We start from the raw sequence: 24,795 nt of genomic DNA, 5'->3' as shown, positions 1-24,795 counted from the left end.
CTGGGCCTCACTCCATCGGCCAAAGTGTGCGGACCTCGAGCCCGGTCCGCTCGTACAGGTTCCGGGAGTGCTCGGCCGCGTCGCGGAGCACTTCTTCCTCATCGATGTGAAGCAGGTGACGGCCTTCCATCACGATGTCTCCGTTGATGACTACCGTGTCCACGTCGGCACCAGTCGCTGAGTAGACGAGGTTGGAGACGGGGTAGTCCGCGGGCGTCCAGTGGGGGGCGTCCGTGCGTAGCACGATGAAGTCCGCTCGCTTTCCCACCTCGATGGAACCGATCAGATGGCCCATGGACAGGGCGCGTGCGCCACCGAGGGTGGCCATCTCGAGCACGGCCTCGCCCGGAACCACGGTGGGGTCGTGGTGACGGAGCTTCTGGAGATAGGAGACCCACTTGAAGTCCCGAATGAGATCGGCACCGTTGTTAGCGGCGTTCGCATCCGTCCCCAGCGCGACGTTGACGCCCGCGTCGACGAGCTCACGAACTGGCGTGATCCCGCTGCCCATCTTCGCGGGCCCGGTGGGGCAGTGGACCACGCTGGTACCAGTGCCCACCAGAGCGGGGATCTCCTCCGGGGGCAGGCCGCTGCAGTGTGCCAGAACGACGTCCGCGCCCACGAGGCCAACTCGGTGCAGATACTCCCCCGGCGTGGCGTCGAAGTTGTTCCTCAGATAAGCCAGCTCCCGGTCGGTCATCGCGTAGTGCTGGCAGATGCCCATGCCGCGTGACCGAGCGGTCTCGACGACCTCGCGGAGCAGGGGCTCGGGGCATCCGCCGGTCGAGCGCGGACCCAACCAGATCTTGATCTGTTCGGAATCCTTCCACTGATCGGCTACGGCGACGGCCTCCTCCATCGCGATGTCCGGCGGCTCCCGTAGCCCTTCGTGCAGCGGCGCCTCATCGAGGTAACCCCCGCCGTCTCCAACGGCGCGTGGCAGAACCGCCCGCATTCCGGTCTCGGCGACGACGTCGGCAAGTTCGCCCAGCGCGTGCCGGCCGAGCACCAGCGTCTCCAGGAAGGTGGTCGTCCCTGCCTTGAGCATCTCCACGATGGCCAGCCGGGCGGACACCTTTGCGTCCGCAGGTGTGAAGTTGCCTTCGAGGACGAAGATCCGCGAGGCCATCCACTGGTGGAGTGGGAGCTCGTCGGCCGATCCGCGAAGAAGTGCCTGGGGCAGGTGAACGTGCCCGTCGACGAGCCCAGGCATCACCAGCCAACCCCTCAGATCCTTGACCGGCTCGTCGGGGTACTGCGCTCGCACCGTCACGCGGTCACCAACCGCCACGATCGAGGACCCGACCACTGCGATCGCGCCGTCCCGCAGAATCCGCCGTCGCGGATCCATCGTGACGACCACACAATTGTCAAAGATCACGATATTATTTTATCTGCCGATAAGACTCCCATGCAATGCATGGTGGGTACGAGCCGTTTTTGGTGGGCCCGACCTATGGAGCAATCCGGACAATCTCTGAGCAGTCAGGCCAACGGTATGGGCCCCGAATGCGAAGGACCGTGATCAGCCCGCAGAGCGTTTTGTCCGCCCGGACCGCGGCTGTCGCATGCCGACCACGAAGCGTTCGAGCGGCTCGAGGTGGTCGTTGACCGCCTTCTCGATGATGTCGATGTCCCTGGTGATCAGGGCGTCCAGCAACTCCCTGTGCAGATCCAGCACGGCTTCGCGGCTCTCGATCCGTGTGACGTAGTCGCCGAACTGGATGACGAGCTGTTCGAGAATCTGGTGCTGGTATCCGGCAAGAGCTTCGCTCCGCGCACTTCGACCGATGAAGTAGTGAAAGCGGTGGTCGTAATGCGTCCAGCCGTGCTTCCCGACTCGTTTCTTCGTTCTCATTCCTTCCATGCGTGCGAGCGAATCCTCGAGCAAATCGAAGTCATGCTGAGTCGCACGGAGGCCGGCCAGTCGAGCCAACTCGAGTTCGATCGGACGGCGAGCCTCGACGAGTTCGGCCGGCGTGAGGTCCCACCGATTCGCCGTCAACCCCAGGACGTCGACCGGAATGATGTCGCTGATGACAATCACGCCCCCAGTCGCCCCACGTCGGGTCTCGATCACCTTCGCCTGCGACAGAACCTTCAGCGCCTCACCCACGGTCGGTTTGCTGACGCCCATGCTCAGGGCGAGTTCGTCCAGGTAGGGAAGGCTGTCGCCGGGTGCGAAGTAGCCAGCGCGGATCGCATGAGTGATCTGGTCGACGACCTCCTCATGCGCCCGGGAGTTCACGACCGGATGGAACCGTGCACGTGGCTCTTCAGAACGCATCACGTCTCCCCTGGCTATCGCCTCGCTGGTCCGCACCAAAGGGAGTGAACCGCCTCCCCTGCGTGAGGCGTCGTGTCCCTGCCCTGCGCGACACCTCGTCGGCTCGGGCCTGCGCTTCGCGCATGAGCGATCCCTCATCCACCCTGGTGGACACGCCATCCTGGATCACGATCTCGCCATTGACAAGCACCGTGTCCACGTTGGCCTGCGTCGCGCCGTACACGATGCTCGAGATGGGGTCGTGCACAGGCACTGTCTTCACGTGCCATTGGTCGAGGAGAAACAGATCGGCGTGCCGTCCGACCTCGAGTGCGCCCAGATGCTCAGACAGTCCGAGTGCCTTCGCCCCTCCCATGGTCGCCAGACGCAGCATGTCGCGGGCATTCAGGGCGCGCGGGTCACGCTGTTGGGTCTTCGCCAACACGGCGCCGAAGCGTAGCGCCTCGAGCATGTCCTGGGTGTTCCCGCACGCGCCGCCGTCGGTCGCCAGGCTCACGTCGATGCCATGCTCGAGCATCCGGACGACCGGTGCGATGCCGTTGCCCAGGTAGCAGTTGCTCACCGGGTTGTACGAAACCTGCACCCCCGTCCTGGCCATGATCTCCATCTCGGCCTCGTCTACCTGCACGCAGTGTGCGGCCACGACGCGGGGACTCAGGAATCCGATCTCCTCGCACTTCGCGAACGCGTTCATCCCCCAGCGATCGATCGCCAGGTCCCGCTCCTCGACGTACTCCCCCATGTGGATGGTGATCTGGGCGCCCTCGGCATCCGCGTACTCGGCGATGCGCACCAAGCCCTGCGTGGTGACCGTCCGGACCGTTCCCGGGGCCGGAAACACACTCGGAACAGGGAGCTCGCTGGGGAACTCGGCCGCGAGCTCGCGCATCTGGTCGAAGACCTCGTCCAGCGGGAGGTACCACGGATCGCGATAGCCACTGTCGGGATTGAGATCGCGGATGGCACGACCGAGGAACCCACGCAGTCCGCTGTCGCGGAAGGCACGCAGCACCGCTCGGTGATATTCCGGGTCGGGCAGTCCGAACATGAAGTCCAGCAACGACGTGCACCCACTCTTGAGCGCTTCGACGCAACCGAGCAGCGCGGCCGTGTAGACATCCTCGGGTCTCATCTCCTCGCTCGTGGTGAGGATGATCGCCTCGACCCACGGCAGGAGATACATCTCGTCGCCCAGACCCTTGACGAGGTTCTGGAACAGGTGGTTGTGCGTGTTGACCAGTCCCGGGACGGCCATCTTGCCGCGCGCGTCGAGCGTCCGTCGGCTCGTCAGGTGGCGCGCCTCGCTGGTGGGACCGATCCAGGCGATCCGGCCGTCGCGGATGCCGATCGCGCGTCCGTCGACGACGTGGTACTGGTCGCCGTCGAGGTCCCAGAACTCGCCCGTTCCACCGAGGACAGCGGTGGCATCCGTGAGGAGAAGGTCCAGCGGCGCGATCGGACGGGACTGCACTGGCGGAGACTCCGACTGGTGGGAATGGGACTGTGCCTCGGTCATGTCAACCTCTTCCACGGAAAACGTACGAGAACGAGAAGCCGCGCCCTCGTGGTTGATCCCTCGATGACGCGTCAGCCCGACGCCACCTCACATGTCCTCACCCTCGTCGACCCGGCGCCAACGGACAACTCGCCTCTCCATGTAGGTGACGACGGAGAAGAGCAGCACACTGGCAAGAGTTGCCACGAGGATGCCGGCCCACACGTTGTCGGAACGAAATCGGACGCTCTCGTTGATGATGTACTGCCCGAGGCCCTGCGAGGCGGTCAGCCACTCGGCGATCATCGCACCGGGGACGACGACACTGACGCCGACACGCAGCCCGACGAAGACGAACGGCAGGGATGCCGGCAATCGGAGCTTCCACAGCACCTGACGTTCGGACGCGGCCAGAACGTGCATCAACTCCCTGCCCTCGTCCGTCACCGAACGGAGACCCCGAATCATGTTCACCATGATCGGGAAGAACGAGATCATCCCCGCTACCAGAAGGGCGGTGAAGGTGTTCCTGCCCACGATGAGCGCGATGATGGGCGTGACAGCCACGATGGGTACCGCCTGTAGCGCCATCACCCAAGGCAGCAGACTCAGTTCGAACGTCCGCGAGCGCTGCACGCCGATTGCCAACAGGGCCGCCACGAGAATCGCGAGGACGAACCCACCGATCGCCTCCATCAAGGTGGCCAGTAACGCGCTTCCGAGAGTGGGCATCTCATGAATGACCGCCGCGGCGATGACTGACGGCGCGGGAAGGATGAACTCCCCCACGTCCAGGAGGTGAACCGCTGCCTCCCAGAACCCCACTACCAACGCGATGATGAAGAGACTGATCCCCCTCGCGACCAGCTTCGTGGGCGACCAGCTCGTCCTGGACCGTTCAGGCGAGCCGACGGTCTGGGCCATCACCCGCTCCTGCCGGAGGCGAGGGTCGTCGCCCGGGTGGCGGAGCGGCGCTTCGCTGCCACGTCTACGACTCCAGTCGGGAGGTCTTGACCGACTCGTGCCAGGGAATGAGGACCTTCTCCGCCAGTCCGAAGATTCCGTAGCCGGCCAGCGCCACCACCGTCGTCAGGATCATGGCGGTCCAGAGAATGTCGACCTGATACTGGAACAGCGAGTACAGCAGGACGACGCCGAGTCCCTCGTTGGCACCTACCCACTCACCGACGACCGCCCCGAAGACAGCGGCCGGTGCCGCGACCTTGAAGCCGTTGATGAGGTACGGAAGGGCTGACGGGACGCGAAGATATCGCAAGGTCTGCAGCGGACTCGCCGACACGACTCGCAGAAACTCGACTCGGTTGCGATCAACCGCCCGGAGCCCGCGGATCGCGTTGACGAGCACACCGAAGAACACGGCAAGGGCACTCAGCGCGACTCGCGGACGGGTACTACCCACCCCCAACCAGAGCACGAAGATCGGCGCGACAACGATGAGGGGCACTGCGTACAGTGCCAGTCCCAGACGAAGGACGGCGTGTTCGACTGACGGATGCACCAGCGACACGAGCGCCAGGATGATCGCCAGCGTGCAACCGATGACGAAGCCGAGGACGGCGACCGATCCGGTGCTCACCGTCGCCGACCAGAGTGACGCGGCACGATCGACCACCACCTGCACGATCTCCGATGGTGCGGGCAGGAACTCGAACACGGGGGCTCCGATGAACTGCCACCCGAGAAGTGCGCCCACTGTGATCGCCGCGGCCCGGGTGACAGGACTCCCGAGTCCGCCGGCGAGCCTCGGACCGTCCGATCGGGCAGCTCGTTCGGCGGCTGCTGTCGAGATCGGACCTGCCGGGTCATCGGCCATACGTCACCTCTGGGCTGCCGGCGGTCAGGTGCAACGCGTCGCTGATCCGCGTCTCGAGCGCGAAGAAGCGTTGCTCGCGATACATCTCGATCTGCCGTGGTCGCGGCAGGTCGATGCGTACATCGTCGGTGATGGTGCCTGGGCGCGGTGACATCACGAGGACGCGGTCGGAGAGGAAGACAGCTTCTGACAAGCTGTGCGTGATCAGCAGAGCCGACGTGTGTGCCTGCGTCCAGATCCTCAGCAGTTCGAGGTTCATCCGCTTGCGGGTGATCTCGTCGAGTGCGCCGAAAGGTTCGTCCAGCAGGAAGAGTCTGGGCTCGAGGACGAGCGCGCGTGCGATGGCGACTCGCTGTCTCATGCCACCGGAGAGTTGGTCAGGGCTGGCTTCGAGGAAATCGCCCAGGCCGACGAGGTGCAGCAGTTCCACACTCTGTCGGCGTGACTCTTCGTTCAGCCTGCCGGCGATCTCGAGGGGCAGCGACACGTTGTCGAGCACGTTCCGCCACGGGAAGAGCGCCGGGTCCTGGAACACCATCCCGAGCTCACGCCCCAGCCGCGCCTCGCGAGGTGACCGTCCGTTGACCGACAGCTGTCCGCTCGTGGGTTGGTAGATGTCGGCGATGAGTTTCAGCATCGTCGACTTGCCGCATCCAGACGGGCCGATGATGGAGACGAACTCACCCGGCTCGACCGCGAACGTCACGTCATCGACCGCGGTCAGGGCCTGCTTGCCGACGTTGAAGGTCTTCGTCACCGCATCCGCGTGGATCACGTGCACCATGGCGACATCCCCCGTCGCTCGTTCTCGATCTGACCGATCACTCAGACGTCCAACAGTGAGGTTGCCCCGTCCATGGCCTCGGCCTGAATCTCAGGCGTGAAGATGTCCGTGGCGGGAATGCTCTTCGGGAGGGAGCCGGCGTCGGCAAGGAAGTCGATCATGTCCTGCCACCTCTTCTCCCTCGTGTAGAACAGCCCGTTCTCGTCGGTGTCGGAGCTCGTCACGTCATCGACCTGGAACTCACTCTCCAGCTTCTGCTGCTCGAGTTGCAGCTCGTCGGTGCCGTACTTGTCGACGGTGAGCTCCGCGGCCTTGGCCGGGTTCGCGACCACCCACTCCCAGCCCTTGATCGTGGCCCGCATGAACCGGACGAGCAGATCCCGCTCCTTCTGCAGGGTCTCTTCCAGCACGAAGATCGGTGCATCGTAGGGGTCGAAGCCGAACTGCTCGTAGGTGATGTAGTTCATCTCCATGTCCTGGAGCTCCAGGGCCACGCCCTGGTCGGTTCGAAAGCCCTGGAAGAAGTCGATCTCGCCCTGAACGAGAGGCGAGGGGTCGAATCCGCTCTGGACGAACTTCCAGTCTTTGCGTGGCAGCCCCGCATTCGCCAGCAGGGCCTCGATGAGCGGCACGCCTTCAGGCGTTGTCCCGATGCGCTTGCCTACGAGGTCCGCGGGCTTGGTCCAGTTGTTCTGTCCCAGCGACATGAAGACGGCTGGCGTCTTCTGGTAGAGGCATCCGATGATCCTGAACTGGAGGTCCTGCTCGATCTTCCCCCGGATGATCCGGTCGGTGATCCCCTCACCTATCGGCACGCCACCACCGGCGACCACCTGCTGGACGTCGAGGTTCGGGCCGCCAGCAATGACGTTGAGGTCGATGCCCTCTTCGGTGAAGTAGCCGTTCTCTATCCCGGCCCACCAACCGCCGAAGGCGACGGTCTTCAACCAACGGATCTGGAAGTCGAGTTTCCGCACCTGCGTGGCCCCGCCACCGGAGTTCCTCGCGCAGGCCGCGGGACCGAAGGCTGTCACAGCCAGCAACGCCCCGGTGGCGCCGCGGATGAGCGTCCGCCGGTCGATGCCTCCGTTCGCGATGGTGATCTGGTCGAGCTGGTTCTTGTCACTCATCGTGGTCCCTCCACGCCGTGCCGATGGGCAGACACACCTGCGACGCACCTGCCCTGACCCGCCACGGCGATCCGCCGATGTGCCGGCCGAGATGGCGCAATTGAAGTCATGGCCAGAGAAAAAGTCAAGTAGCTTAAACTTTGGAACATTGTGGCGATATCGCGTGTCCTGCCCGGATATGCGTCGCGCATGGGGCGAGTCAACCTGCTCCGCCACGGCGGAGGAGAAGAATGAGCGACGTCTGGAAGAACCTGCGAACAATCTGAGGCTTGGCTACTTCCTCCGCGTCCTTGCCGTAGATAGGAATCATGAGGGCTCTGACCGACAGGGGACCTTGGCCCGTTCCTCACCATGGCCATCGCTGCACGCTTCTTGCCATTCGAGTGAGCCTTGCTACGCTCCCTCTATTGCCATCTGTGAGCAGATCGATGTGCGACAACCCGCGGCCCCCTGAGCCAGTTGCGCTGTTCATGCCGCATGTGTAGGGCGCTCCTCATGGAGGTGCGGCACAGCATCAGATGGGCCGTACGCGAAATGTGGCAATCAACAACTCGGTGGTCATATGGTCCTTCCGATCTCGTACGAAGTAGAGGATCGTTCGAGAAACTGGCTTATGGCGGCATCGGAGATCACTCGGGTGTTGCTGCGAGAAACCAATCTCCGAAAGTCGCTACGGGTGGTAGCTCGGAGGCTGCGGGAGGTCTCCGCGGCTGACTATGTGTCGATCAGCCTGGCGGACCCGAGGTATCCGAGAGGCACCGCGATCGTCGAAGCTGCCGACGGAATGGGTGCCGAGCACCTGGCCGGCCATATCCTGTTGAACAACAAGCAGGCATTGTGGACCCAGGTCGCCCAGTCGGGCAAAGGCATCATCAGCCGCGACATCACGAGTCATCCTGCCTACAACCCACCGAGCGAGTTGGCCGAGACCATGTCTGCCATCGGCCTTGCTATGTACCTTCCGCTGGTTGCGGGTGAAACCGTCCTCGGCGTCATGTGTGCCGGTTGGCGATGCGGCTCGCCGTATACCGATATTGCCGAGCAGGAAGTCCCTTGGATGGAGGTCTTCGCTGGCGAGGTGGCACTGGCCCTGCAGCAGGCCCGCGCCCAGATGCTGGTGATGGAGGATCGCGACCGAATCGCCAGAGAGCTGCACAACGTTGCTGTCACCCGGTTGTTCGCCATCGGCACACACCTGCACGTGCTCACTGGTATGGCCGGTCAAGCGGAGGTCCGCCGACGCCTGGGCCACGCCATCAACGACATCGACGAGACGATCCGCCGGATCGGACCTGCGGTCTTCGCCTGCGGTGAAGCCGGAGCCACGGACCAACAACCGGTGAGTGTGCAGTTGGTGGAGGAGGTCGACGCTGCCAGCAGTGTGCTGGGCTTCACGCCGCGCCTCGTGGTGTGCGGCCGACTGGATGACCGCCTGCCCGCGCACGTGGGATCTGAGCTCGTGCTCGCGGTCCGCGAGTCGCTTGCCGACGTCGCCACCCACACAGCCGTGAGCAGGATCGACGTGAACGTGCAGGTGGCGGCGGACCACCTCACTCTCACCGTCAACGACAACGGCCAGTCAGGGGAGCGCCTGGCCGGAGGCAGCACGCTTGGTTGGCTACGGGATAGAGCCGAGCGGCTGGGAGGAACCGTGGCGGTCCAGGCGGCAGCGCCGCCCGGAACGACGCTTTCCTGGTGCGTGCCCCTCGAACGGCAGTCGTAGACCGTGATCATGCCCGGCGTTGACGCATCGGGGAGGATGCGCGCGATCAGGTAGGAGCACGGTCGCTAGAGTGCGGTCTCGTGATCACGGTTGTCGACTATGACCCTGCATGGCCGCGGCGGTTCGAGGCCCTTCGACAGGAGTACGCCAAGGCGATGGCCGATGCTGGCGTACCTGTCATGGCGATCGAGCACGTCGGGAGTACCTCGGTGCCTGGCCTGGCCGCGAAGCCGGTGATCGACTGCGACATCATTGTCGTGGAAGCTGATGTCGCTGCCGCCTCAGATGTCCTGGTGTCTTTGGGCTTCAGCCCGCTGGGCGAACTCGGGATTCCGCAGAGGTGGGCCTTCAAGGAGCCTGATCGGTTCGCCGGCACCAACACCTACGTGGTCGTCGAGGGGTCGTTGTCGCTGCGCAACCACCTCGTCGTCCGGGACACGCTCCGCTCCGACGCGGACCTGCGGGACGAGTACGCCACGGTCAAGAAGCAGGTCGGGGCCACGGCGGCGACTATCGACGACTATGGCCGTGGAAAGAACGCCATGGTGCAGAAGATCCTCGCCGAAGGCGGTGTGAGTGACGTCGAACGCGCATCGATCGACGGTAACCAGGTGCCGTCGCACGAGGACGTTCCTCGGTAACTCCGGTCATGGATCCCCAGCGCAACGTCCCGTGACGAGTCACGGAACGACCCACAGTCACCTCGGTGGCCGTCGTCAGCCTCGCATCGCCTGACCACCGTCGACGGTCAGGGTTGATCCGGTCATGTACGACGCCAGATCGCTGAGCAGAAAGCACGTCGGCCCGGCGATGTCGTCGGGAAGCCCGGTCCGGCCCAGCGGACACCGCGACCGGATCGCCTCACGACCGAACTTGTCGATGAGGGCGGTCGCGGTCTCCGTTTCGGTCCATGCCGGCGCAATACAGTTGACCCGGATCTGGTCGGGTGCGAGTTCGCTGGCCGCCGAACGCATGAACGCGATCTGTGCGCCCTTGGACGTGGCATAGGCCGAGTTGCCGCCCGCGCCGGACTGGCCTGCTGTCGAGGTGTAGATCACCATGCTGCCGCCTCCGGCCGCGCGCATGTGCGGGGCGGCCAGTTGCACGGCGGTGAACGTCCCGCGCAGGTTGACCGCCATCACGAGGTCCCATGCCTCGGTCGTCAGGGTGTCGATGGGCAACCAGGTGTCGGCATAGATGCCTGCCGAGACGACGAGACCCTGCAACGGCCCGAGGGCGGCTACCGCGTCACCGAACGCGCGGGTCATCGCATCGGCGTCGGCGGCATCAGCACAGTAGGCACTCGCGCGTCCGCCCAGCTGCTCGATGTCCTTGACCACGGCGGCCGCCTGGTCGGCGTGCTGACGATAGGTCAACGACACCGCCGCTCCGGCGGAAGCCGCCATCCGTGCGGTGGCCGCGCCAATGCCGCGACTGCCGCCGACGATCATGACGTGGCGGCCAGAAAGATCGATCATCGTGTCTCCTGTCGAGCGCCAGTGCCGTTTCGTACCCCGGCCTAGGGATACACGATCGGGTTCCTGGCGCCATCGAGCGGAACCTTCTCGCTTCCCCAGTTCTTCGTGACGCCGTGCGGCCAGCGGGTGTCTGCGGGTGTGTAGGAGAAGATGTAGCTCCACCGTGCCCGGTCGCTCGTGTTCGGCGGCGCACCGTGAACCATGTAACCGTGATGGACGGTCGCGTCTCCGGGCTGGTAGTGGAACGGCGGCGACAGCTGATAGAGATCCAGCAGCTTCGGATACTGCTCGAGAAGGTCCCGCTCGTCCCGCAGCACAGCACCCAGCGGGCCAGCGCGATGGACGCCGGACAGGAACCGCATCGCACCCATCTCCGGAGTGACCTCGTCCAACGCAAGCCAGAACTGCAGCTCGCCGGCCCGATCCGAGCCATGTTCGACCGAGTCCTGGTGATATGGAGTTCCATGGATGCCGCCCGGGGGGCGACGGACGAAGTGGTCGGCCCGGTATCGCAACGGCACCTGCACGTCTGTCAGGCGCCTCCTGTTGATCAGTCGCTCAGCATTGCGACCCATGCGCTCGCTGAACATGAGCGCCCGAAACGGCTCGACGCCGGGATCGGTCGCGAGGGAGTTCCACGAACCCGGCGGATGGATGCCGTCTTCGTGCGCTTCGCCCACGCGCCGAAGTTCTCGTGCGTACTCAGGAGTGACCAGCCGGTCCAACTTCACCCAGCCGTTCTCCTCGTAGAACGCGACCTCCTCAGCCGTCACGTCGCGGATGACCGCTGCCATGTCGACGGCATCAACGCTCTCCGCCATCACCATCGTCCCTTCCGCCACTCGTGTCGTACTGATCGTCGACATCAGTCTCACCTGCCACAGCTCGGCCAGGCAATGGCGAGTGTGGGACAGCCTGATCTCCCCTGATCCGGGTCGAGCACGCCAGGTAGTCTCCGACGGCCACCTCCCAGGTGAGCGTCTATGTTGGGTGCCTTGACGAAAGAACGGGGGCACATGGCCGAAGCAGTCGTCTTTCCGCGGCCAGGCAAGGTCGAGTTGTGCGAGGTCGAGCTACCCGGTCTCGATCCTGGTCAGCTTCTGGTGCGCACTCGCGTATCTCTGATCAGTACGGGCACCGAGGGGATCGTGTACCACGGCAGCTTCGCACCCGGAACGCACTGGGACCGGTGGTTCAGCTATCCCCATCGACCCGGGTACTCGCTCGTGGGCGAGGTCATCGACGTCGGCAGCGACGTCACGGGCGACTTCGGTTCAGGTGACCGGGTTGTGGCGCTCCTCGGCCACGCGTCGCACCATGTCGCCGACGCCAGCTTGTGCACGCGGGTGCCTGACGACGTCTCAGACGAGGATGCCGCGTGGTTCGCGGTGGCCAAGGTCGGGTTCGTCGGCGCGGAAGCCTCGCACGCCCGTCTTGGCAGTTCGGCGCTGGTCGTCGGGGCCGGCCCGATCGGTCAGATGGCCGTACGTTGGCTGGCGTCTTCTGGAGCGGCCGAGGTTGTCGTGGTGCACCGCAGTGGGCGACTACGGCTCGACCTCGCCCAGGCGGGCGGCGCCACCACGGTCCTGCAGCAGGACCTGGCCGACGGCCTGTCGGGAATCGCGGCGCCGGACACCATCATCGACTGCACAGCCGACCCGAACGTTCTCACTCATGCGCTGGCTGCCGTGGCCGACCATGGCCGTGTGGTCGTCGTCGGCGACGTAGGTGATCCTTCCCAGCAGCGGCTCAGCTCCGACCTGATCGTTCGTGGCCTCACGGTGGTGGGCGCACATGGCCGCCACCTCCTGGGCGAACGTGAACACGAGGTACGCCGGCTGTTCTTCGGCCTCGTGGCGTCGGGGCGCTTCGCGGGAATGGCCACTCTCGTCACACACAGGTTCACGCCCCTCGACTGTGCCGATGCGTACGCACTGCTCGACGCCGACCGTTCAGCCACCATGGGCGTGATCTTCGACTGGCGGTAGAGGAAGCCGCGCGGGTGCCCTCTCGCCTTGATGACCGTCTAGGTCAGGCGGGTCCTTCGAACTCGGGTGGCTGTTGCCGGCCCTGGTAGGGGCGCACTGGAAGTGGATCGTCGGCGAGGAAGGCCCGGACGGTGGCGAGGAAGGCGTTCGGCCGCTCCTGATAGGCGTTGTGTCCAGCACCGCGGAGGTAGACCAGCCGGCCTTTTCGAAGCACGTCCAGATAGCCGATCGCGGACGACCACGACAGGTAGTCGCAGGATCCCTTGATCACCAGCCCTGGTACGCCGGCGCGGGCAAGGTCGGCTCGGCGGTCGCGGGCTCGTGACCGGACCGCCGACTGCGGATACAGGTTGGCGTAGGCGCCCAGGCCGTGCAGCTCAGGACCGGGCCGCCCGTCGCAACGCAACGCCGAGCGGGTCCGGTTGTAGTGGGCGTCGAAGCGGGCGTCCATGTCCGCGTCACCGGTCAACGTGTGTGCGGCTTTCGGATTGACCTGGACCAAGGTGTACGCCAGCAGGTCGCGCGGCCGCATCAGGTACGCGTACACCTGCAGCTTCCGGCCGAGGCTGAGCCGAGGGGTGAGGCTCGCACCTCCCGCCGCCGGGTCGAGGTCTCCGGGTGAGGAGTACACCGCCTTCACCACCCTGGACGGGTGGTCAGCGACATAGGCGGCGGCCAGGCTCGCGCCGAAGGAGTGCCCGATCAGCGTCACCTGGTCGGCGCCGATGTGGCGGCGGAATGCCTCGAGGTCGGCGAGGTGTCGGTCCATGGTGTACTCCGCCGGGTCGGCCAGCCGCGCCGACGCCCCCGAACCGATGTGGGCGTAGACGTAGACGTCGTGGCCGTCGCGGGTGAGCTGGCCGAAGTACGCCGTGTCGCCGGCGAGGTCGGGCACGCCAGGACCGCCGTGCAGGAAGATGATCGGCTCGGCGTGCTCCCGAGTTGTCGCCGGACGCCGCACGTAGGCGATCCGCGAACCCGTCGGCAGGAGGACGGATGCCTGGCCGGCCACCGGCTCGGGTGGGAGCGCCGGCTCGGCTGGAGGCACGACGACGGTGAAGGTGAAGCCGATGATCCCGGCAGTCGTGCCGATGAGGATCGCTCGGCGTCGCCTGCGGGTCCGGTCGGGCCAGCGTCGGGTCACCAGAACGACCAGGGCGATGCTCGCACCTACGAACACCACAAGCCCCGCGGACAGGAACAACGCTGGCGTCGCGCTGACCGCCGCGACCCCGACCAACGCACCGAGGCCGCCAAGACCGGAGACGCCGAACGCCAGAATGAGGGGAAGTAACCGCTTCATGGTGCCCGATCCTCGCCCGACGGCACCCGCCCGGCCATCTGCCGAAGGGCGGATCCACCCCCTGTTCATCGGCGGCCGCAGACGGCACATTGGCCGCGACGTCGCAGGTAGTAGGCGTACGTGGCGGCACCGAGCCCGATGCCCCAGAGTGGCCAGAGAGCGCCGGGAGCGACAGTCCCCCAGTCCTCGCCCATCGCCCCCTCCGGGAAGTAGCCGAGTACCGCCGAGCGGACCCAGCCCACTCCCGGCCCGGTGATCAGGAACGCGACCGCCGTCGCGGGAATGATGGCCGTACGCGGGCGTACGGGCTTGTTCCGCAGCCACGGTACCCAGCGCGGATACACCTCGCCCCACCGCCGCACGAGCCCGAGGGTCAACGTGGCTCCGCCCAGAGCCAGCGCGGCCATGAACGCTCCGGCGACGAAGATCTCGGGGGTGTCCGCGGCCTGCTCGGTGAGGAACCTCCGGGAGACACCGAGCGGGATACCTGCGGCCCACGCGAGGCGGGTGGCGGCGTACACGGCCGGCACCGCGATGGCGGCGCCCACCCCCCAGCGGCCCCACCGCGCGGCCGACTGTGGGGTCGTCCAACTCGCCGGAACCTGCGTACGACCGCATACGCTGCAGGCCCCCACGGCGCGGCGCCGGAAGATGACCGCCGATGCCGCCCAGGTCGCACCGAGGAACATCAGGATGAGCTGGTTGGCGACCGGCCATGACACCTGGCTGGAGATCGTCACCCCCGGCGGCCACCCGAACGGCTTTCCGGCCAGGAGAATCGGGATGTGCGCTGCCGCCACCAACGGTCGCCCGTCGGGGATGACGAGGGAGTACACAACTGCCTGGAGCCAGGCGGCGCCTAGGAGCAGCCGTCCGACGACTCCCATCGAGCGCAAGCGAACCATCGCCAGTGCGACGCAGACCCCGAACAGGCCGGCCGCCGCGACCCAGGGAGCGGCATTCGCGCGGGTCACGTGCTCGAGGACGGACTGATGGTGGGCCAACGGATCGTTCTCGGTTCCGAACGGAAATCCGTGACCTCCGCTGGTCCAGTACAACCCTGCCAGGGCGTAGCCCGCGCTCAGTGCCGCAGCGACATAGGGGACCATCCCCGCCCGGGCGCCACGCCAGTGGTGCCGGCCGGGTGAGTGGGGCCCGCCAAGCTGTTGATCAGGCAACCCTTGTCGATCGTCGAAATGCGCGGTTCCTGAGGAAACGTCGATGCTGTTCATGGCAGCCACTGTCCGCGTCGCGGCCGAAGGCCACCATCCCCCGATCGGCAGGTTCTCAAGGCATCTGCCGATCGGCCGATGCGGTCGGCCGCCTGCCAGGCCCTAATCTGACGGGCATGCAGGTCATCCGATGGCGACCCGATCTTGCTCGGCCGCGCCCGTGGGTCGTCATCCCCGCGGTCGTGGTCGCCGTCGCCTCCCTCGCCGCCACGGCGTACGTCGTGCACACCGGCTCCGCACCCAGTCAGGTCGCTGGTCTCATCGGCAGCGTCGAGGTGGTTGCCCTGCTGCTCCTGCTCGCCTTCGTCGTCCGGTGGGCGCCGGCCCGTACGGCCTACCTGGTCGGCGCGGTCATCGCGGCCGCGCAAACCCTGTGGATCGTGCGCTTCCTGCCGACGGAGGAGCTGACGCCGCTGAGCGTGATCGGTGGCTGCGCGTTGTGGTCACTTGCCTCGGTGGGTGCGGTGGTGACGGGTGGTTATCCGCGGATCGCGGCCGTACGACTGGACCGGTCGGTGACCGCTGCCCGGCAGGCGCAGCGGCTCGACCTCGCACACGACCTTCACGACTTCGTAGCACACGATGTCAGTGGAATTGTCGCGCAGGCGCAGGCCGCGCGGTTCGTCCACGCCGACGACCCCGCCCGACTCCGTGCGGCCCTCGAACGGATCGAGACGGCCGGCCTGCAGGCACTCTCCGCCATGGACGATCTGGTCGCGATGCTCGCCGACAGCCACGACTCCCACGACCACCGGCCGCCGTTGGCGAGGCTTTCGGACCTCCCCGACCTGGTGGAGCGCTTCCGGGTCGAACGCCCGCAGTGTCACGTGTCGCTGGCGCAGGACGAACGCAGCCAACGTCTGGTGCTACGACGACCGCAGGTGGAGATGACTGCGTACCGGATCGTGGTCGAGGCGCTGACCAACATCCGGCGGCACGCCCCGTCGACGGAGCAGGTCACCATCGAGGTGCGGGTCGATGACAAGGATGTCCTTCAGGTCCACGTCAGCAATGACGTCGGCCATGGCGTTCGGATCACCAGCGTCAGCCGTACCCTCGGGGGCAGAGGGCTGCTCAACCTCCGCGAACGGGCGCGCGCCCTCGGCGGCGACCTGAACGCCGGGCCAGACGAACACGGCAGGTGGACGGTTGCCGCCTGTATGCCCATCTCGCGCACGGGAGCGAACCGTGGTTGACAAACCGATCCGTGTCCTCCTGGCCGATGACCAACGCGACATCCGAGTGGCCTTCAAACTGATCGTCGACTCCCAACCGGACATGCTCGTCGTCGGCGAGGCAGCCGACGGCCGCGCCGCGCTTGACCTCGCCCGCCATGTACGACCGGACGTCGCCCTGATGGACATCCGGATGCCGCACCTCGACGGGCTGGAGGTCACCCGTACCTTGATGGAATCTCCTGCCAGCGCAGGGATCCGGGTGATCGTGGTGACCACGTTCGATCTCGATGAGTACGTCGCGAAAGCGCTCTCGCTCGGCGCCTGCGGATTTCTGCTGAAGCGGTCCGGACCCACGCTGCTCATCGAATCCATCCGCGCGGCGATGAGCGGTGACATGCTCATCAGTCCCGAGGTCACCGTACGCCTGCTCAGCCATCTTCTCGGCGGCACAGCCCGACCAGCTGGCGACACCGCACGAGCGACGTTGAGCAGCCGCGAGATCGAGGTCGCCCGCCATATCGCCATGGGAAAGACCAACAGCGAGATCGCGTCCGACCTCTACATCACGGCGGGAACGGTGAAGACCCACATCGCCAACATCGGCGACAAGCTCGGCATCCGCAACCGGGTCGGAATCGCCGCCTGGGCCTGGGAACACGGCATCGCCCAACCCCGCAGCGGCAACCGTTCCTGACGACGATGTACGTGCCGGCCCCGCAGCGTGCCGCCGCGGCTCCCGGTCACGACTCGCTGTCCCCTCGAGGAGACCCCGCGTCCGATGCGGGGACCGGCGCCGCGATCATGATGAGGTTGCCGCACGTGTCATCGAGGACCGCCGTCATCATCGGCCCCATCGCCGTGGGCGGCTGCACGAACGTCACTCCCTTCGCGGCGAGGTCGGCGTGGGCCTTCTCCAGGTTCTCGACGGCGAACGACGTCGCCGGAATCCCGTCCTCCACCAGGGCCCGCTGGTAGGCCTTGGCGGCCTCGTGGGCGTTCGGTTCGAGGAGCAGCTCCACTCCGTCGGGGTCGGACGGACTCACCACCGTGAGCCAGCGGTATTCGCCCGTCGGCACATCGTTCTTGGGCAGGAAGCCCAGTTTGTCGGTGTAGAACGCCAGAGCCTTGTCCTGGTCGTCCACGAAGACACTCGTCACGTTGATCTTGAGCACGCCGGCTCCCCTGTCTCGGTTGGGCTTCCATCGCTGGCCGATGAGATCCAGCTCGTCAGTACGCAGGAAGTGCAGTTTCGTGCGACCCTCGCGCTGCACCGCGAGCAGGCCGGCCTCCTCCAGCACACCCAAGTGATGGGAGACCCCTTGCCGGGTGATAGCGACGCCGTGTCGCGTGATCAGCCGCGTACACAACTCGAACAGCGCCTGACCGTCCCGGGCCGCGAGCTCGTCGAGGAGCAGGCGCCTTGTCGGATCGGCCAGCGCAGCAAAGACATCTACCATCAAGGACATGATAGGCAAGTTTCGGCTTGCATATCAAGTCTCCGGTCTCACCACCGTCGCCTGGGACGCGACATCGCTCTTGTCGGCCATGGGGCCGACTCGTGGGACCGATGAGTTTGTCGCTGATCTGAAGTCTTTCCCTGTGACACTCCCGTTCCTACCGAGGATCGGGAACGGTGCGTCCCACAGTCATGGAGGAGAGATGGAGACCAGGCTGAGCAATCCGATCCGGCTGTACATGTCGATGTCGCTCGACGGCTATATCGCTGGCCCGGACGATCGACCCGGCCAGGAGCTCGGACGCGACGGTGGACGCCTCTTCAACTGGCTTGACGATCGGGAGTCCGACGGCCCCAGCGGGCAGGTATACCGCGAAGCGATGGCCACCGGCGCGGTGATCTCCGGCCGTCGTACCTTCGAACTCGCCGGGCGTTGGCAGGGCGACCATCACGACGGCGTGCCGATCTTCGTCCTCACCCACCACGTGGACGACGAGGACGTGCCGCCCGGCCACGCGCGATTCGTCACCGATGTCGAGGACTGTGCCCGCGAGGCTCGTGCGGCCGCCGGGGACCGCGCGGTCATGGTCCACGGGGCGGGGGCCGCCCAAGCGCTTCTCCGAGCCGGGCAGATGGACGAGATGGAGATCCACCTGGTTCAGGTCCTCCTCGGGGACGGCCGGAGGCTGTTCGACCACCTCGGTAGTGCTCACATCGAGCTCGATCTCGTCCGCCGGCTCGAGGATCGAGACGTCACGCACCTCCGTTACCGCGTACGTCACACCAACTGAGACCGCATGAAGCCGATCTTCGTCGCCTACCGCCAACGCGGATGAGCTGAAAGTCAGGCCTGGTCGAGGCGCTCCATCTGGTCCGGAGTCAGCGTCAGCTCCGTCGATCCGAGCGACTCCTTCAACTGGGTGACCGAACTCGCGCTGAACAGCGGGAGGATCGACGGCGAGCTCGCCCGCATCCAGGCGAGCACCACCTGGTTCGGTGTTGCGCCCAGCTCGTCCGCGACCGAGCGAAGGGCCGCGAGTCGCGCGGACGCCCCGGGATGGTCGTACATCGGGTCGATCCGTTTGTCCGCACGGTCGGTGTACGCGCCGCCCATCAACGACCAGTACGCAACCAGCGTGACGTCTTCTTCTTCTCGTACGTAGTCGAGCAGTTCGCCGCTCGCGGCCGGCATGAACGCGTCGTAGGCACCGGGGCGCGGCTGCAGATACGTGTGGCGCTGCTGGACACAGACATAGGACGGCCATGCGTGCGAGGCGGCGATCCGCCGGGCGCGCTCGATCCGCCACGTCGGTTCGTTGCTGACGCCGAGCGCACGAGCCTTGCCGGACTCCGCCACCGACGCGAACGCGCCAACCGTCTCTTCGAGTGGGACTGTCCGGTCCTCGTGATGCGAGTAGTAGAGGTCGACGTAGTCCAGGCCCATTCGTCGCAGGCTGACGTCGACCTGGGATGTCACCACCTGGGTCGAGAGCCCCTCGATGTTGGCCGGCCACGAGTCCCCGCGCTCGCGATCGGGCCGGGCGCCGACCTTCGTCGCGATGACGATCTGCTCGCGTCCTGCGCCGGTGGCCAGTCCGCGGCTCTTCAGCCAGCGCCCGAGCAGCTCTTCGCTCTCATGCCCTTGCCCGTCGCCGGCCCAGAACTGATAGCAGTTCGCCGTGTCGATGAACGTCCCGCCTGCCTCGAAAAACGTGTCCAGCAAGGCGAACGAGGTGTCCTCGTCCACCGTTGTCCCGAACATCATCGCCCCGAGACACAACCCGCTGACCTCGATACCACCGATTACTCGCTTGTCCATGCTGCATGACTGTACGGGCCGAATGGCCCACCAGGACCGCCAATCCGATCCCAAGATTCCAGACCAATTCGCGTCACGCTAGCGCACCACGACGCACGCGAGTCCGGAGCGCGTTACCTGATGAGATGATCGCACGCCGCGAGTCCCCTGACCACCCGCTCGTTTGTGTCCACGCCAGCTCGCCGTAGGGCCAACAGTGCCGCGCCCGCAGCGGGCTTGAGCACCGGGTCGACAACGTCCATGCGTTTCCCTCGTGCGGCTGCCAGCTCGGCCTCGACACTCTTTGCAAAGGCAACGGACCGAGCTAGGCCTCCCTGCAGGGCTACTGAGACAACTGTCGATTCGAAATGCCCGGCGAGCAGGCGAATACCCACGCAGGTCGCCACGGCAAGTTGGCAGCACGCGGCAGCGGCAAGTGGAGACGTCTCCGCTGCGGCTGTTATCAGCTGAGCCATTCGGCCGTAGGAGTGTTTGACATCATTGCGGTCCGCAGACTCGTGGTCACGGACTATCTTGCGGAGCCCCTGCTTGTCGGATACTCCCCAGAACTGGAACACCTCACGCACCAGGTCCGCGTCCGCCTCGGTGTCCTCGTCAGTCAGAATGCGTGCCATGGCGTCGAAGGACAAGTGCCGAGCACCGCCGGCATAGTGGAAGTATCGGTCGTTACGAACCTGTTCTCCCGCTTCAGTAATTCCGAAGATCATGGAGCCTGTACCGGCCACCACGATAATCCCCGGGTTGCCGGCAAAAGCTCCAGCGTGGGCTACAACTGCGTCATTGACGATGTAGCGCGGGCACGCGAGGCCACTGACATCGAGATATTTCGAAGCCCAGCCCAGGTCACGCTCGCCATCGAAGCCAGCCATGCCGGATACCAGTCCAACGGCGTTGCCAACCTCAACGCCAGCTCGTTGTATCGCATCGTGAATGGCGGACTGAACATGGTCCCTAGCATTGACGTTGTGCGTAGGACTGCCCCCAGCAGCCTGCGACGACCCCCTCATTTGTCCGTCGAGGTCGACGCACACAACCCGAGTGTGGCTGCCGCCAGAGTCAACACCAATCACGTACTCGTCGCCCATTACCACCTGCCGTCGTCCTGCTGCGCTCGAGAGACTGTTGTCGTAGGCATCCCTCACACTACCGCGCGCCCGGCATTGAAGCGGTAGCAGATCGTCCGGAACATGGCCTACCGTGACACCCCATGACAGAGTTCCGCGACCAGGACCTCACCGGCGCACGCTTCGAGCGGGTGAGCCTTCGGGACGCCACCTTCACCGAGGCGTACCTCAACAACTCCAGGATGCGCGCGGTCGACTTCACCGGAGCCCAGATCCGCGGCGGCCGGTTCAGCGAGAGTCAGCTGCGCGGAGTCGAGTTGGTGAACGTGGAGATCTATGGAGAGCTTCAGAACGTCGTCGTGAACGGTGTCGACATCGCACCGCTCGTCGACGCCGAACTGAACCGTCGCATGCCCGACCGGGCGAAGATGCGCCCCGACGACGCCGACGGGTTCCGTACGGCGTGGGCAATCCTGGAACGGTTGTGGGAGGGCACCGTCGCAGCGGGCGAGGACATTCCCCGAGTCGGCGCTCCACCGCAGTGTCGACGACGAGTGGACGTTCATCCAGACGCTGCGGCACCTGAACTTCGCGAGCGCTGCGTGGGTGGGTCGGATGATCCTCGGCAACGCCTCGCCGTGGCACGCGTGGGACCTGCCGTGGGACGAGGCGCCCGGGTGGGACGGCATCCCGTGGGACCGCGAGGCACGACCCTCGCTCGACGAGGTGCTCACCGTCCGCCGCGAACGGCAGGCGATGGTCCGCCACGTCATGGACTCACTCACCGACGAGTTGCTCGGCTCCGAGGTGACGCGCACTGAGCCGGGCTGGCCCCGGCTGGAGAACTTCCCTCACGCAGAATGTCTGCGCATCGTCCTCAACGAGGAATGGGAACATCGGCTCTACGCCGAACGCGATCTGACCGCCCTGGAGAATGTGACCTGATCATGGACATCGTCCTCATTGCTGGTCTCTGGCTCGACGGATCCGTATGGAACGACGTCGTGCCTCCGCTCGAGAAACTCGGCCACCGCGCCGTGCCGCTCACGCTGCCGGGCCAGGGCGACGGATCCGCGTACGCCACGCTCGACGACCAGGTGGCATCGGTGCTCGCCGCGGTGGACTCATCGTCTGGAAAGGTCATGGTGGTGGGGCATTCCGCCGCCTGCACCCTGGCTTGGCTGGCCGCCGAGGCGCGACCGGACAGGGTCGCCAAAGTCGCCCTCATCGGCGGCTTCCCGTCTGCCGACGGGGAAACCTACGCCGACTTCTTCGAGTCGAAGGACGGCGCCATGCCCTTCCCGGGCTGGGAGCCATTCGACGGCCCGGACTCCGTTGACCTTGACGAGGAGGCCCGGCGCGGCATCGCCGCAGCCGCGGTCCCTGTCCCCGAGGGGGTGACCAAGGGCGTCGTACGCCTGGTGGACGAGCGACGATTCGACGTCCCGGTCGTACTCATCTGCCCCGAATTCACTCCCGCGGAAGCTCAGGAGTGGATCGGCGCCGGCCAGCTACCCGAGCTGGCCAGGGTCAAGCGCCTTGAATTCGTCGACATCGACTCGGGTCACTGGCCGATGGTCAGCAGGCCGATCGAGCTCGCCCAGCTCCTTGCCGCGGCGGCCGCCGAGAAGTGACCTGGCTGCTACCGGGTCTCGAACGATTCCTCAGAGTTTCTGCCGGGCGTTCACACGCTCACAGAGCTCACAGCCAGCCCTTGCTGGATACATCGCCCTCGTCATGGGCTCTTGCTGCCCACGGCGCGAGCGAGGTGCAGGCCGAGGGACGTGAGTTCAACGTCGGCCAACCGTCGTACGGCGTCGTCGTCTCCACGCAACCAGGCGCCAGCAGGATCCGGTGCGACCGGCCGAAGCTTCGAGACCGGCGCCCGCGACAATGCCCGGAAGGCGAGCAACTTCGTACCGCCGGCCGACGCGGAGAGGGCGTCGGCCTCCGTGGCCCGACGGACCCAGCGGATTCGTCGAGCCACCCACACCAGGACAACACTGAGCATCGCGGCGCCGACCCCGAGGGCGAGCAGGAGAGCGACGTCGCCTACGACACTCTGATGGCTGCGCCCGATCGCTGCGACCGTCTGCCCAGTTTGCGCGATGGCGTTCAGTGGCTTGCCGATCGCGTCTCCAACGCCGGGGACATCGTTCACGCTGCCCTGTGCGGCCGCCGACTGCCTGCGCAGAGCCTGGCCGGCGCCTTCCAGCCGGCGACCAGGAGCGGCCAACGCACCGACGCGCTCATGCACCGACGAAGCGATGTGCGCTGTGAGAACCAACCACGCCAGCGCGGTCATGTCTCCCACAACCTGTCCCAGCCGGCGACCAGCAGCGTCTGCGTACAACCTCATGCTGACTCCTTGGCATCACGGATCTCGCGGCTCCTCGAGGGTCGACGGGTCACCGACTTGGCGTCGGCGGGTGGAGTCCGCGCGGACGACGGGGTGTCGGTCAGCGTACGGACCGACCCGACACAGGCCGTGATTCAGTCCTATCGTGACGACGGTGAGCCAGACAAACGAACGAGAGCCAGTCCGACACGGGCCACTGCCACCCAACGGGAGGCGCACAGTGCCGCGTTCTTCGACGCCGAGGACCGGTTGCTCCTGGTGAGAGCCACTTACGGGGACGGCCGGTGGAGCTTCCCCGGCGGTTCAGCAGTCTCGGATGAGACGCCGCGCGCCACCGCCCGCCGCGAGGTCGAAGAGGAGATCGGCGTCGTCGTCCTTCTCCCCCTCGACCAGGCTGTCGAGCGCCTGGAACATCGTCGGCCGAAAACTTGTCTCTGCCACGGAGGAGTTCATGAGGAAGCTTGTGCAGACCCGGCACGACATCCCTTCGTTGCCGCAGACCGAGGGACGGATGTACATCGCCGACGAGCTTCCCCCGCTTGAACGATGCGCTACAGCCTTCGGCCTGACCTACGAGGGCGACAAGTTGCTTCTGACCCGGCTTCGGGACCGCGACTGGGACATCACGGGCGGAGTCATCGACCCAGGAGAGACGCCCGATCAGGCAGCCGTACGCGAGGTCTGGGAGGAGGCATCGGCAAAGGTGGAGATCATCGAACTGATCGGGTATCAGGAACTTGAAGCTTTCTTCCCCAAGCCGGCCAAGTACCGCTGGCCGTACCCGATCTCGACCCAGGTCTACTTCCGATGCAGGCTGATCGAGCTCAGCCTGTTCGAGCCCAACGCCGAGAGCTTCGACCGCGGGCTCTTCCCACCGCATCAGGTACGGCCTCTGCCCACGATGTCGGGATTCGAGCCCATCTACGAAGAAGGGCTCCGGCGGGCTCAAACCGGCTAGCCGACCGCCGGGGCGGACCAGGTGCCCTGCCCGTCTGCGGAGAGATCGGCTACCTCCCCCGCCTGTCCTGTGCACATGTGGCTCAGGTGGCCGTTGTCATGCGGTAGTCGTTGCCGTCCTCGCGCAGTCGTCGGAAGCCAAGCCGTGCGTAGAGCCGTTCGGCATTCGGGTTGTCCTTGTTCACGTCCAGCTCGACAAGACGACCAGTTGAGCAGGCCTCGTCAAGGACCTGTTTGATGACCGCGGTGCCGACACCCTGACTCTGCCACGCCGGGTCGATCTGGATGCCGGCGATCTCGATGTGTTGCTCCGTGCGAACGAGGCGAAGCCGCCCCACAGGTCGATCACCGACGCAGACGACATAGGTGATGCTGTTCTCGATCCGTCCTTGGATCTGATCGAGAGCGTCCGGGCGATGGCCGTCGCCGAGCAGGCCGACGAGGAAGTCAACGTCCGCCAAGGACGCGGCACGAGTCGTGATCTGCATGGGCGTCGTGTCTAGCACCTGGGAAACACCCCTTGCCAACGTTTTTCTGCTCATCAAGGTCACCAGCCCGCGTAACGCTGTGGTGATCACGAACGGACTGGAGTCCTGCGCGGCCGGGCGTGTGCCCGGCTCCTTCCTCATGAGGTGCCGATTGTTGTCGACCGACCGGCGACCGTCATATGATCTGCGGCCACGGCTGATCCTGGCCGGTGGACTCAAC

25 protein-coding genes and 2 pseudogenes are annotated in these 24,795 nt (G+C 65.8%); 11 read left to right on the top strand and 16 right to left on the bottom strand.

Annotated elements, in window-relative coordinates:
- Positions 1-7: 7 nt before the first annotated feature.
- From ABN034_RS04375 to ABN034_RS04345, 7 genes are all read right to left on the bottom strand, one after another.
- The gene (locus tag ABN034_RS04375; RefSeq protein WP_349689676.1) at positions 8-1,381 is read right to left on the bottom strand and encodes an amidohydrolase family protein; all 1,374 of its coding nucleotides are present in this window, start codon (positions 1,379-1,381) and stop codon (positions 8-10) included.
- 144 nt (positions 1,382-1,525) lie between these two features.
- On the bottom strand, positions 1,526-2,287 hold the full coding sequence (locus tag ABN034_RS04370; protein WP_349689675.1) for a FadR/GntR family transcriptional regulator: 762 nt from the start codon (positions 2,285-2,287) through the stop codon (positions 1,526-1,528).
- Complete coding sequence (locus ABN034_RS04365) at positions 2,277-3,803, bottom strand: amidohydrolase (protein WP_349689674.1); 1,527 nt, start codon at positions 3,801-3,803, stop codon at positions 2,277-2,279. Before ABN034_RS04365 ends, ABN034_RS04370 begins: the two co-directional genes overlap by 11 nt.
- A gap of 87 nt (positions 3,804-3,890) precedes the next feature.
- Positions 3,891-4,706 carry an ABC transporter permease gene (locus ABN034_RS04360; protein WP_349689673.1) on the bottom strand — a complete coding sequence of 272 codons (816 nt, stop codon included), beginning with the start codon at positions 4,704-4,706 and terminating at the stop codon, positions 3,891-3,893.
- Positions 4,707-4,770: 64 nt separating this feature from the next.
- Complete coding sequence (locus ABN034_RS04355; protein WP_349689672.1) at positions 4,771-5,616, bottom strand: ABC transporter permease; 846 nt, start codon at positions 5,614-5,616, stop codon at positions 4,771-4,773.
- Positions 5,606-6,400, bottom strand: a complete 795-nt coding sequence (locus tag ABN034_RS04350; RefSeq protein ID WP_349689671.1) for an ABC transporter ATP-binding protein — start codon at positions 6,398-6,400, stop codon at positions 5,606-5,608. Before ABN034_RS04350 ends, ABN034_RS04355 begins: the two co-directional genes overlap by 11 nt.
- 41 nt (positions 6,401-6,441) lie before the next feature.
- On the bottom strand, positions 6,442-7,530 hold the full coding sequence (locus ABN034_RS04345) for an ABC transporter substrate-binding protein (protein ID WP_349689670.1): 1,089 nt from the start codon (positions 7,528-7,530) through the stop codon (positions 6,442-6,444).
- A 562-nt stretch (positions 7,531-8,092) separates the two neighbouring features.
- Here ABN034_RS04345 and ABN034_RS04340 point away from each other — a divergent pair.
- Positions 8,093-9,253: a GAF domain-containing sensor histidine kinase gene (locus ABN034_RS04340; RefSeq protein ID WP_349689669.1), complete on the top strand. Its 1,161-nt coding sequence runs from the start codon at positions 8,093-8,095 to the stop codon at positions 9,251-9,253.
- An 80-nt stretch (positions 9,254-9,333) separates the two neighbouring features.
- A complete protein-coding gene (locus ABN034_RS04335; protein WP_349689668.1) occupies positions 9,334-9,894 on the top strand; it encodes a GrpB family protein in 561 nt (186 codons plus the stop codon).
- 75 nt (positions 9,895-9,969) lie between these two features.
- On the opposite strand, the gene ABN034_RS04330 is transcribed toward ABN034_RS04335, so the two are convergent.
- Both ABN034_RS04330 and ABN034_RS04325 read right to left on the bottom strand, forming a co-directional pair.
- Complete coding sequence (locus ABN034_RS04330) at positions 9,970-10,731, bottom strand: SDR family NAD(P)-dependent oxidoreductase (protein ID WP_349689667.1); 762 nt, start codon at positions 10,729-10,731, stop codon at positions 9,970-9,972.
- Between the two features lie 41 nt (positions 10,732-10,772).
- Positions 10,773-11,597, bottom strand: coding sequence for a phytanoyl-CoA dioxygenase family protein (locus tag ABN034_RS04325; protein WP_349689666.1), 825 nt, complete (start codon positions 11,595-11,597; stop codon positions 10,773-10,775).
- Positions 11,598-11,726: 129 nt separating this feature from the next.
- Between ABN034_RS04325 and ABN034_RS04320 the strand changes: the two genes are divergently transcribed.
- Positions 11,727-12,719, top strand: coding sequence for a zinc-binding dehydrogenase (locus ABN034_RS04320; protein ID WP_349689665.1), 993 nt, complete (start codon positions 11,727-11,729; stop codon positions 12,717-12,719).
- Between the two features lie 43 nt (positions 12,720-12,762).
- On the opposite strand, the gene ABN034_RS04315 is transcribed toward ABN034_RS04320, so the two are convergent.
- Positions 12,763-14,022, bottom strand: coding sequence for an alpha/beta fold hydrolase (locus ABN034_RS04315; RefSeq protein ID WP_349689664.1), 1,260 nt, complete (start codon positions 14,020-14,022; stop codon positions 12,763-12,765).
- Between the two features lie 65 nt (positions 14,023-14,087).
- A complete protein-coding gene (locus ABN034_RS04310) occupies positions 14,088-15,254 on the bottom strand; it encodes an NYN domain-containing protein (protein WP_349689663.1) in 1,167 nt (388 codons plus the stop codon).
- A gap of 116 nt (positions 15,255-15,370) precedes the next feature.
- Here ABN034_RS04310 and ABN034_RS04305 point away from each other — a divergent pair, with 116 nt between their 5' ends.
- Positions 15,371-16,450, top strand: a complete 1,080-nt coding sequence (locus ABN034_RS04305; RefSeq protein WP_349689662.1) for a sensor histidine kinase — start codon at positions 15,371-15,373, stop codon at positions 16,448-16,450.
- The gene (locus ABN034_RS04300) at positions 16,443-17,126 is read left to right on the top strand and encodes a response regulator (protein ID WP_349689661.1); all 684 of its coding nucleotides are present in this window, start codon (positions 16,443-16,445) and stop codon (positions 17,124-17,126) included. Before ABN034_RS04305 ends, ABN034_RS04300 begins: the two co-directional genes overlap by 8 nt.
- A 46-nt stretch (positions 17,127-17,172) precedes the next feature.
- Here ABN034_RS04300 and ABN034_RS04295 read toward each other — a convergent pair whose 3' ends face one another.
- Positions 17,173-17,889 (bottom strand): VOC family protein, encoded by a 717-nt coding sequence (locus tag ABN034_RS04295; protein ID WP_349689660.1) that lies wholly within the window; start codon positions 17,887-17,889, stop codon positions 17,173-17,175.
- 202 nt (positions 17,890-18,091) lie between these two features.
- Here ABN034_RS04295 and ABN034_RS04290 point away from each other — a divergent pair, with 202 nt between their 5' ends.
- Complete coding sequence (locus ABN034_RS04290) at positions 18,092-18,679, top strand: dihydrofolate reductase family protein (RefSeq protein ID WP_349689659.1); 588 nt, start codon at positions 18,092-18,094, stop codon at positions 18,677-18,679.
- Positions 18,680-18,732: 53 nt separating this feature from the next.
- On the opposite strand, the gene ABN034_RS04285 is transcribed toward ABN034_RS04290, so the two are convergent.
- Together ABN034_RS04285 and ABN034_RS04280 are read right to left on the bottom strand one after the other, a co-directional pair.
- Positions 18,733-19,707 carry an aldo/keto reductase gene (locus ABN034_RS04285; RefSeq protein ID WP_349689658.1) on the bottom strand — a complete coding sequence of 325 codons (975 nt, stop codon included), beginning with the start codon at positions 19,705-19,707 and terminating at the stop codon, positions 18,733-18,735.
- A gap of 113 nt (positions 19,708-19,820) precedes the next feature.
- The gene (locus tag ABN034_RS04280) at positions 19,821-20,792 is read right to left on the bottom strand and encodes a BadF/BadG/BcrA/BcrD ATPase family protein (protein WP_349689657.1); all 972 of its coding nucleotides are present in this window, start codon (positions 20,790-20,792) and stop codon (positions 19,821-19,823) included.
- A 122-nt stretch (positions 20,793-20,914) separates the two neighbouring features.
- On the opposite strand from ABN034_RS04280, the pseudogene ABN034_RS34270 reads away from it, so the two are divergent.
- The 3 genes and pseudogenes from ABN034_RS34270 to ABN034_RS04265 all read left to right on the top strand — a co-directional run.
- Positions 20,915-20,974, top strand: a pseudogene (locus tag ABN034_RS34270) (hypothetical protein); the annotation flags it as partial.
- A gap of 358 nt (positions 20,975-21,332) precedes the next feature.
- Positions 21,333-21,716, top strand: a pseudogene (locus ABN034_RS04270) (DinB family protein); the annotation flags it as partial.
- A gap of 2 nt (positions 21,717-21,718) precedes the next feature.
- On the top strand, positions 21,719-22,405 hold the full coding sequence (locus ABN034_RS04265) for an alpha/beta fold hydrolase (RefSeq protein WP_349689656.1): 687 nt from the start codon (positions 21,719-21,721) through the stop codon (positions 22,403-22,405).
- Between the two features lie 101 nt (positions 22,406-22,506).
- Here ABN034_RS04265 and ABN034_RS04260 read toward each other — a convergent pair whose 3' ends face one another.
- The gene (locus ABN034_RS04260; protein WP_349689655.1) at positions 22,507-23,130 is read right to left on the bottom strand and encodes a hypothetical protein; all 624 of its coding nucleotides are present in this window, start codon (positions 23,128-23,130) and stop codon (positions 22,507-22,509) included.
- Between ABN034_RS04260 and ABN034_RS34265 the strand changes: the two genes are divergently transcribed.
- Together ABN034_RS34265 and ABN034_RS04250 are read left to right on the top strand one after the other, a co-directional pair.
- On the top strand, positions 23,023-23,673 hold the full coding sequence (locus ABN034_RS34265) for an NUDIX domain-containing protein (RefSeq protein WP_502878964.1): 651 nt from the start codon (positions 23,023-23,025) through the stop codon (positions 23,671-23,673). The two genes, ABN034_RS04260 and ABN034_RS34265, sit on opposite strands and share 108 nt — an antisense overlap.
- Positions 23,582-24,088, top strand: coding sequence for an NUDIX hydrolase (locus ABN034_RS04250; protein WP_349689653.1), 507 nt, complete (start codon positions 23,582-23,584; stop codon positions 24,086-24,088). Before ABN034_RS34265 ends, ABN034_RS04250 begins: the two co-directional genes overlap by 92 nt.
- A gap of 82 nt (positions 24,089-24,170) precedes the next feature.
- Here ABN034_RS04250 and ABN034_RS04245 read toward each other — a convergent pair whose 3' ends face one another.
- Positions 24,171-24,665 (bottom strand): GNAT family N-acetyltransferase, encoded by a 495-nt coding sequence (locus tag ABN034_RS04245; protein ID WP_349689652.1) that lies wholly within the window; start codon positions 24,663-24,665, stop codon positions 24,171-24,173.
- Between the last annotated feature and the right edge of the window lie 130 nt (positions 24,666-24,795).

This window comes from Actinopolymorpha sp. B11F2 (assembly GCF_040195635.1).
Classification (GTDB): domain Bacteria; phylum Actinomycetota; class Actinomycetes; order Propionibacteriales; family Actinopolymorphaceae; genus Thermasporomyces.
Note: the sequence above shows the minus strand (reverse complement) of the source record. Positions and strands in the feature narration are given on the sequence as shown.

Coding starts and splice junctions, on each gene's coding strand:
- ABN034_RS04355 (WP_349689672.1), bottom strand. CDS start 5,616: ATGGCCGATGACCCGGCAGGTCCGATCTCGACAGCAGCCGCCGAACGA.
- ABN034_RS04365 (WP_349689674.1), bottom strand. CDS start 3,803: ATGACCGAGGCACAGTCCCATTCCCACCAGTCGGAGTCTCCGCCAGTG.
- ABN034_RS04340 (WP_349689669.1), top strand. CDS start 8,093: ATGGTCCTTCCGATCTCGTACGAAGTAGAGGATCGTTCGAGAAACTGG.
- ABN034_RS04250 (WP_349689653.1), top strand. CDS start 23,582: ATGAGGAAGCTTGTGCAGACCCGGCACGACATCCCTTCGTTGCCGCAG.
- ABN034_RS04310 (WP_349689663.1), bottom strand. CDS start 15,254: ATGAACAGCATCGACGTTTCCTCAGGAACCGCGCATTTCGACGATCGA.
- ABN034_RS04345 (WP_349689670.1), bottom strand. CDS start 7,530: ATGAGTGACAAGAACCAGCTCGACCAGATCACCATCGCGAACGGAGGC.
- ABN034_RS04315 (WP_349689664.1), bottom strand. CDS start 14,022: ATGAAGCGGTTACTTCCCCTCATTCTGGCGTTCGGCGTCTCCGGTCTT.
- ABN034_RS04305 (WP_349689662.1), top strand. CDS start 15,371: ATGCAGGTCATCCGATGGCGACCCGATCTTGCTCGGCCGCGCCCGTGG.
- ABN034_RS04260 (WP_349689655.1), bottom strand. CDS start 23,130: ATGAGGTTGTACGCAGACGCTGCTGGTCGCCGGCTGGGACAGGTTGTG.
- ABN034_RS04325 (WP_349689666.1), bottom strand. CDS start 11,597: ATGTCGACGATCAGTACGACACGAGTGGCGGAAGGGACGATGGTGATG.
- ABN034_RS04370 (WP_349689675.1), bottom strand. CDS start 2,287: ATGCGTTCTGAAGAGCCACGTGCACGGTTCCATCCGGTCGTGAACTCC.
- ABN034_RS04295 (WP_349689660.1), bottom strand. CDS start 17,889: ATGGTAGATGTCTTTGCTGCGCTGGCCGATCCGACAAGGCGCCTGCTC.
- ABN034_RS04360 (WP_349689673.1), bottom strand. CDS start 4,706: ATGGCCCAGACCGTCGGCTCGCCTGAACGGTCCAGGACGAGCTGGTCG.
- ABN034_RS34265 (WP_502878964.1), top strand. CDS start 23,023: ATGCACCGACGAAGCGATGTGCGCTGTGAGAACCAACCACGCCAGCGC.
- ABN034_RS04280 (WP_349689657.1), bottom strand. CDS start 20,792: ATGGGCGACGAGTACGTGATTGGTGTTGACTCTGGCGGCAGCCACACT.
- ABN034_RS04350 (WP_349689671.1), bottom strand. CDS start 6,400: ATGGTGCACGTGATCCACGCGGATGCGGTGACGAAGACCTTCAACGTC.
- ABN034_RS04285 (WP_349689658.1), bottom strand. CDS start 19,707: ATGGACAAGCGAGTAATCGGTGGTATCGAGGTCAGCGGGTTGTGTCTC.
- ABN034_RS04330 (WP_349689667.1), bottom strand. CDS start 10,731: ATGATCGATCTTTCTGGCCGCCACGTCATGATCGTCGGCGGCAGTCGC.
- ABN034_RS04265 (WP_349689656.1), top strand. CDS start 21,719: ATGGACATCGTCCTCATTGCTGGTCTCTGGCTCGACGGATCCGTATGG.
- ABN034_RS04290 (WP_349689659.1), top strand. CDS start 18,092: ATGGAGACCAGGCTGAGCAATCCGATCCGGCTGTACATGTCGATGTCG.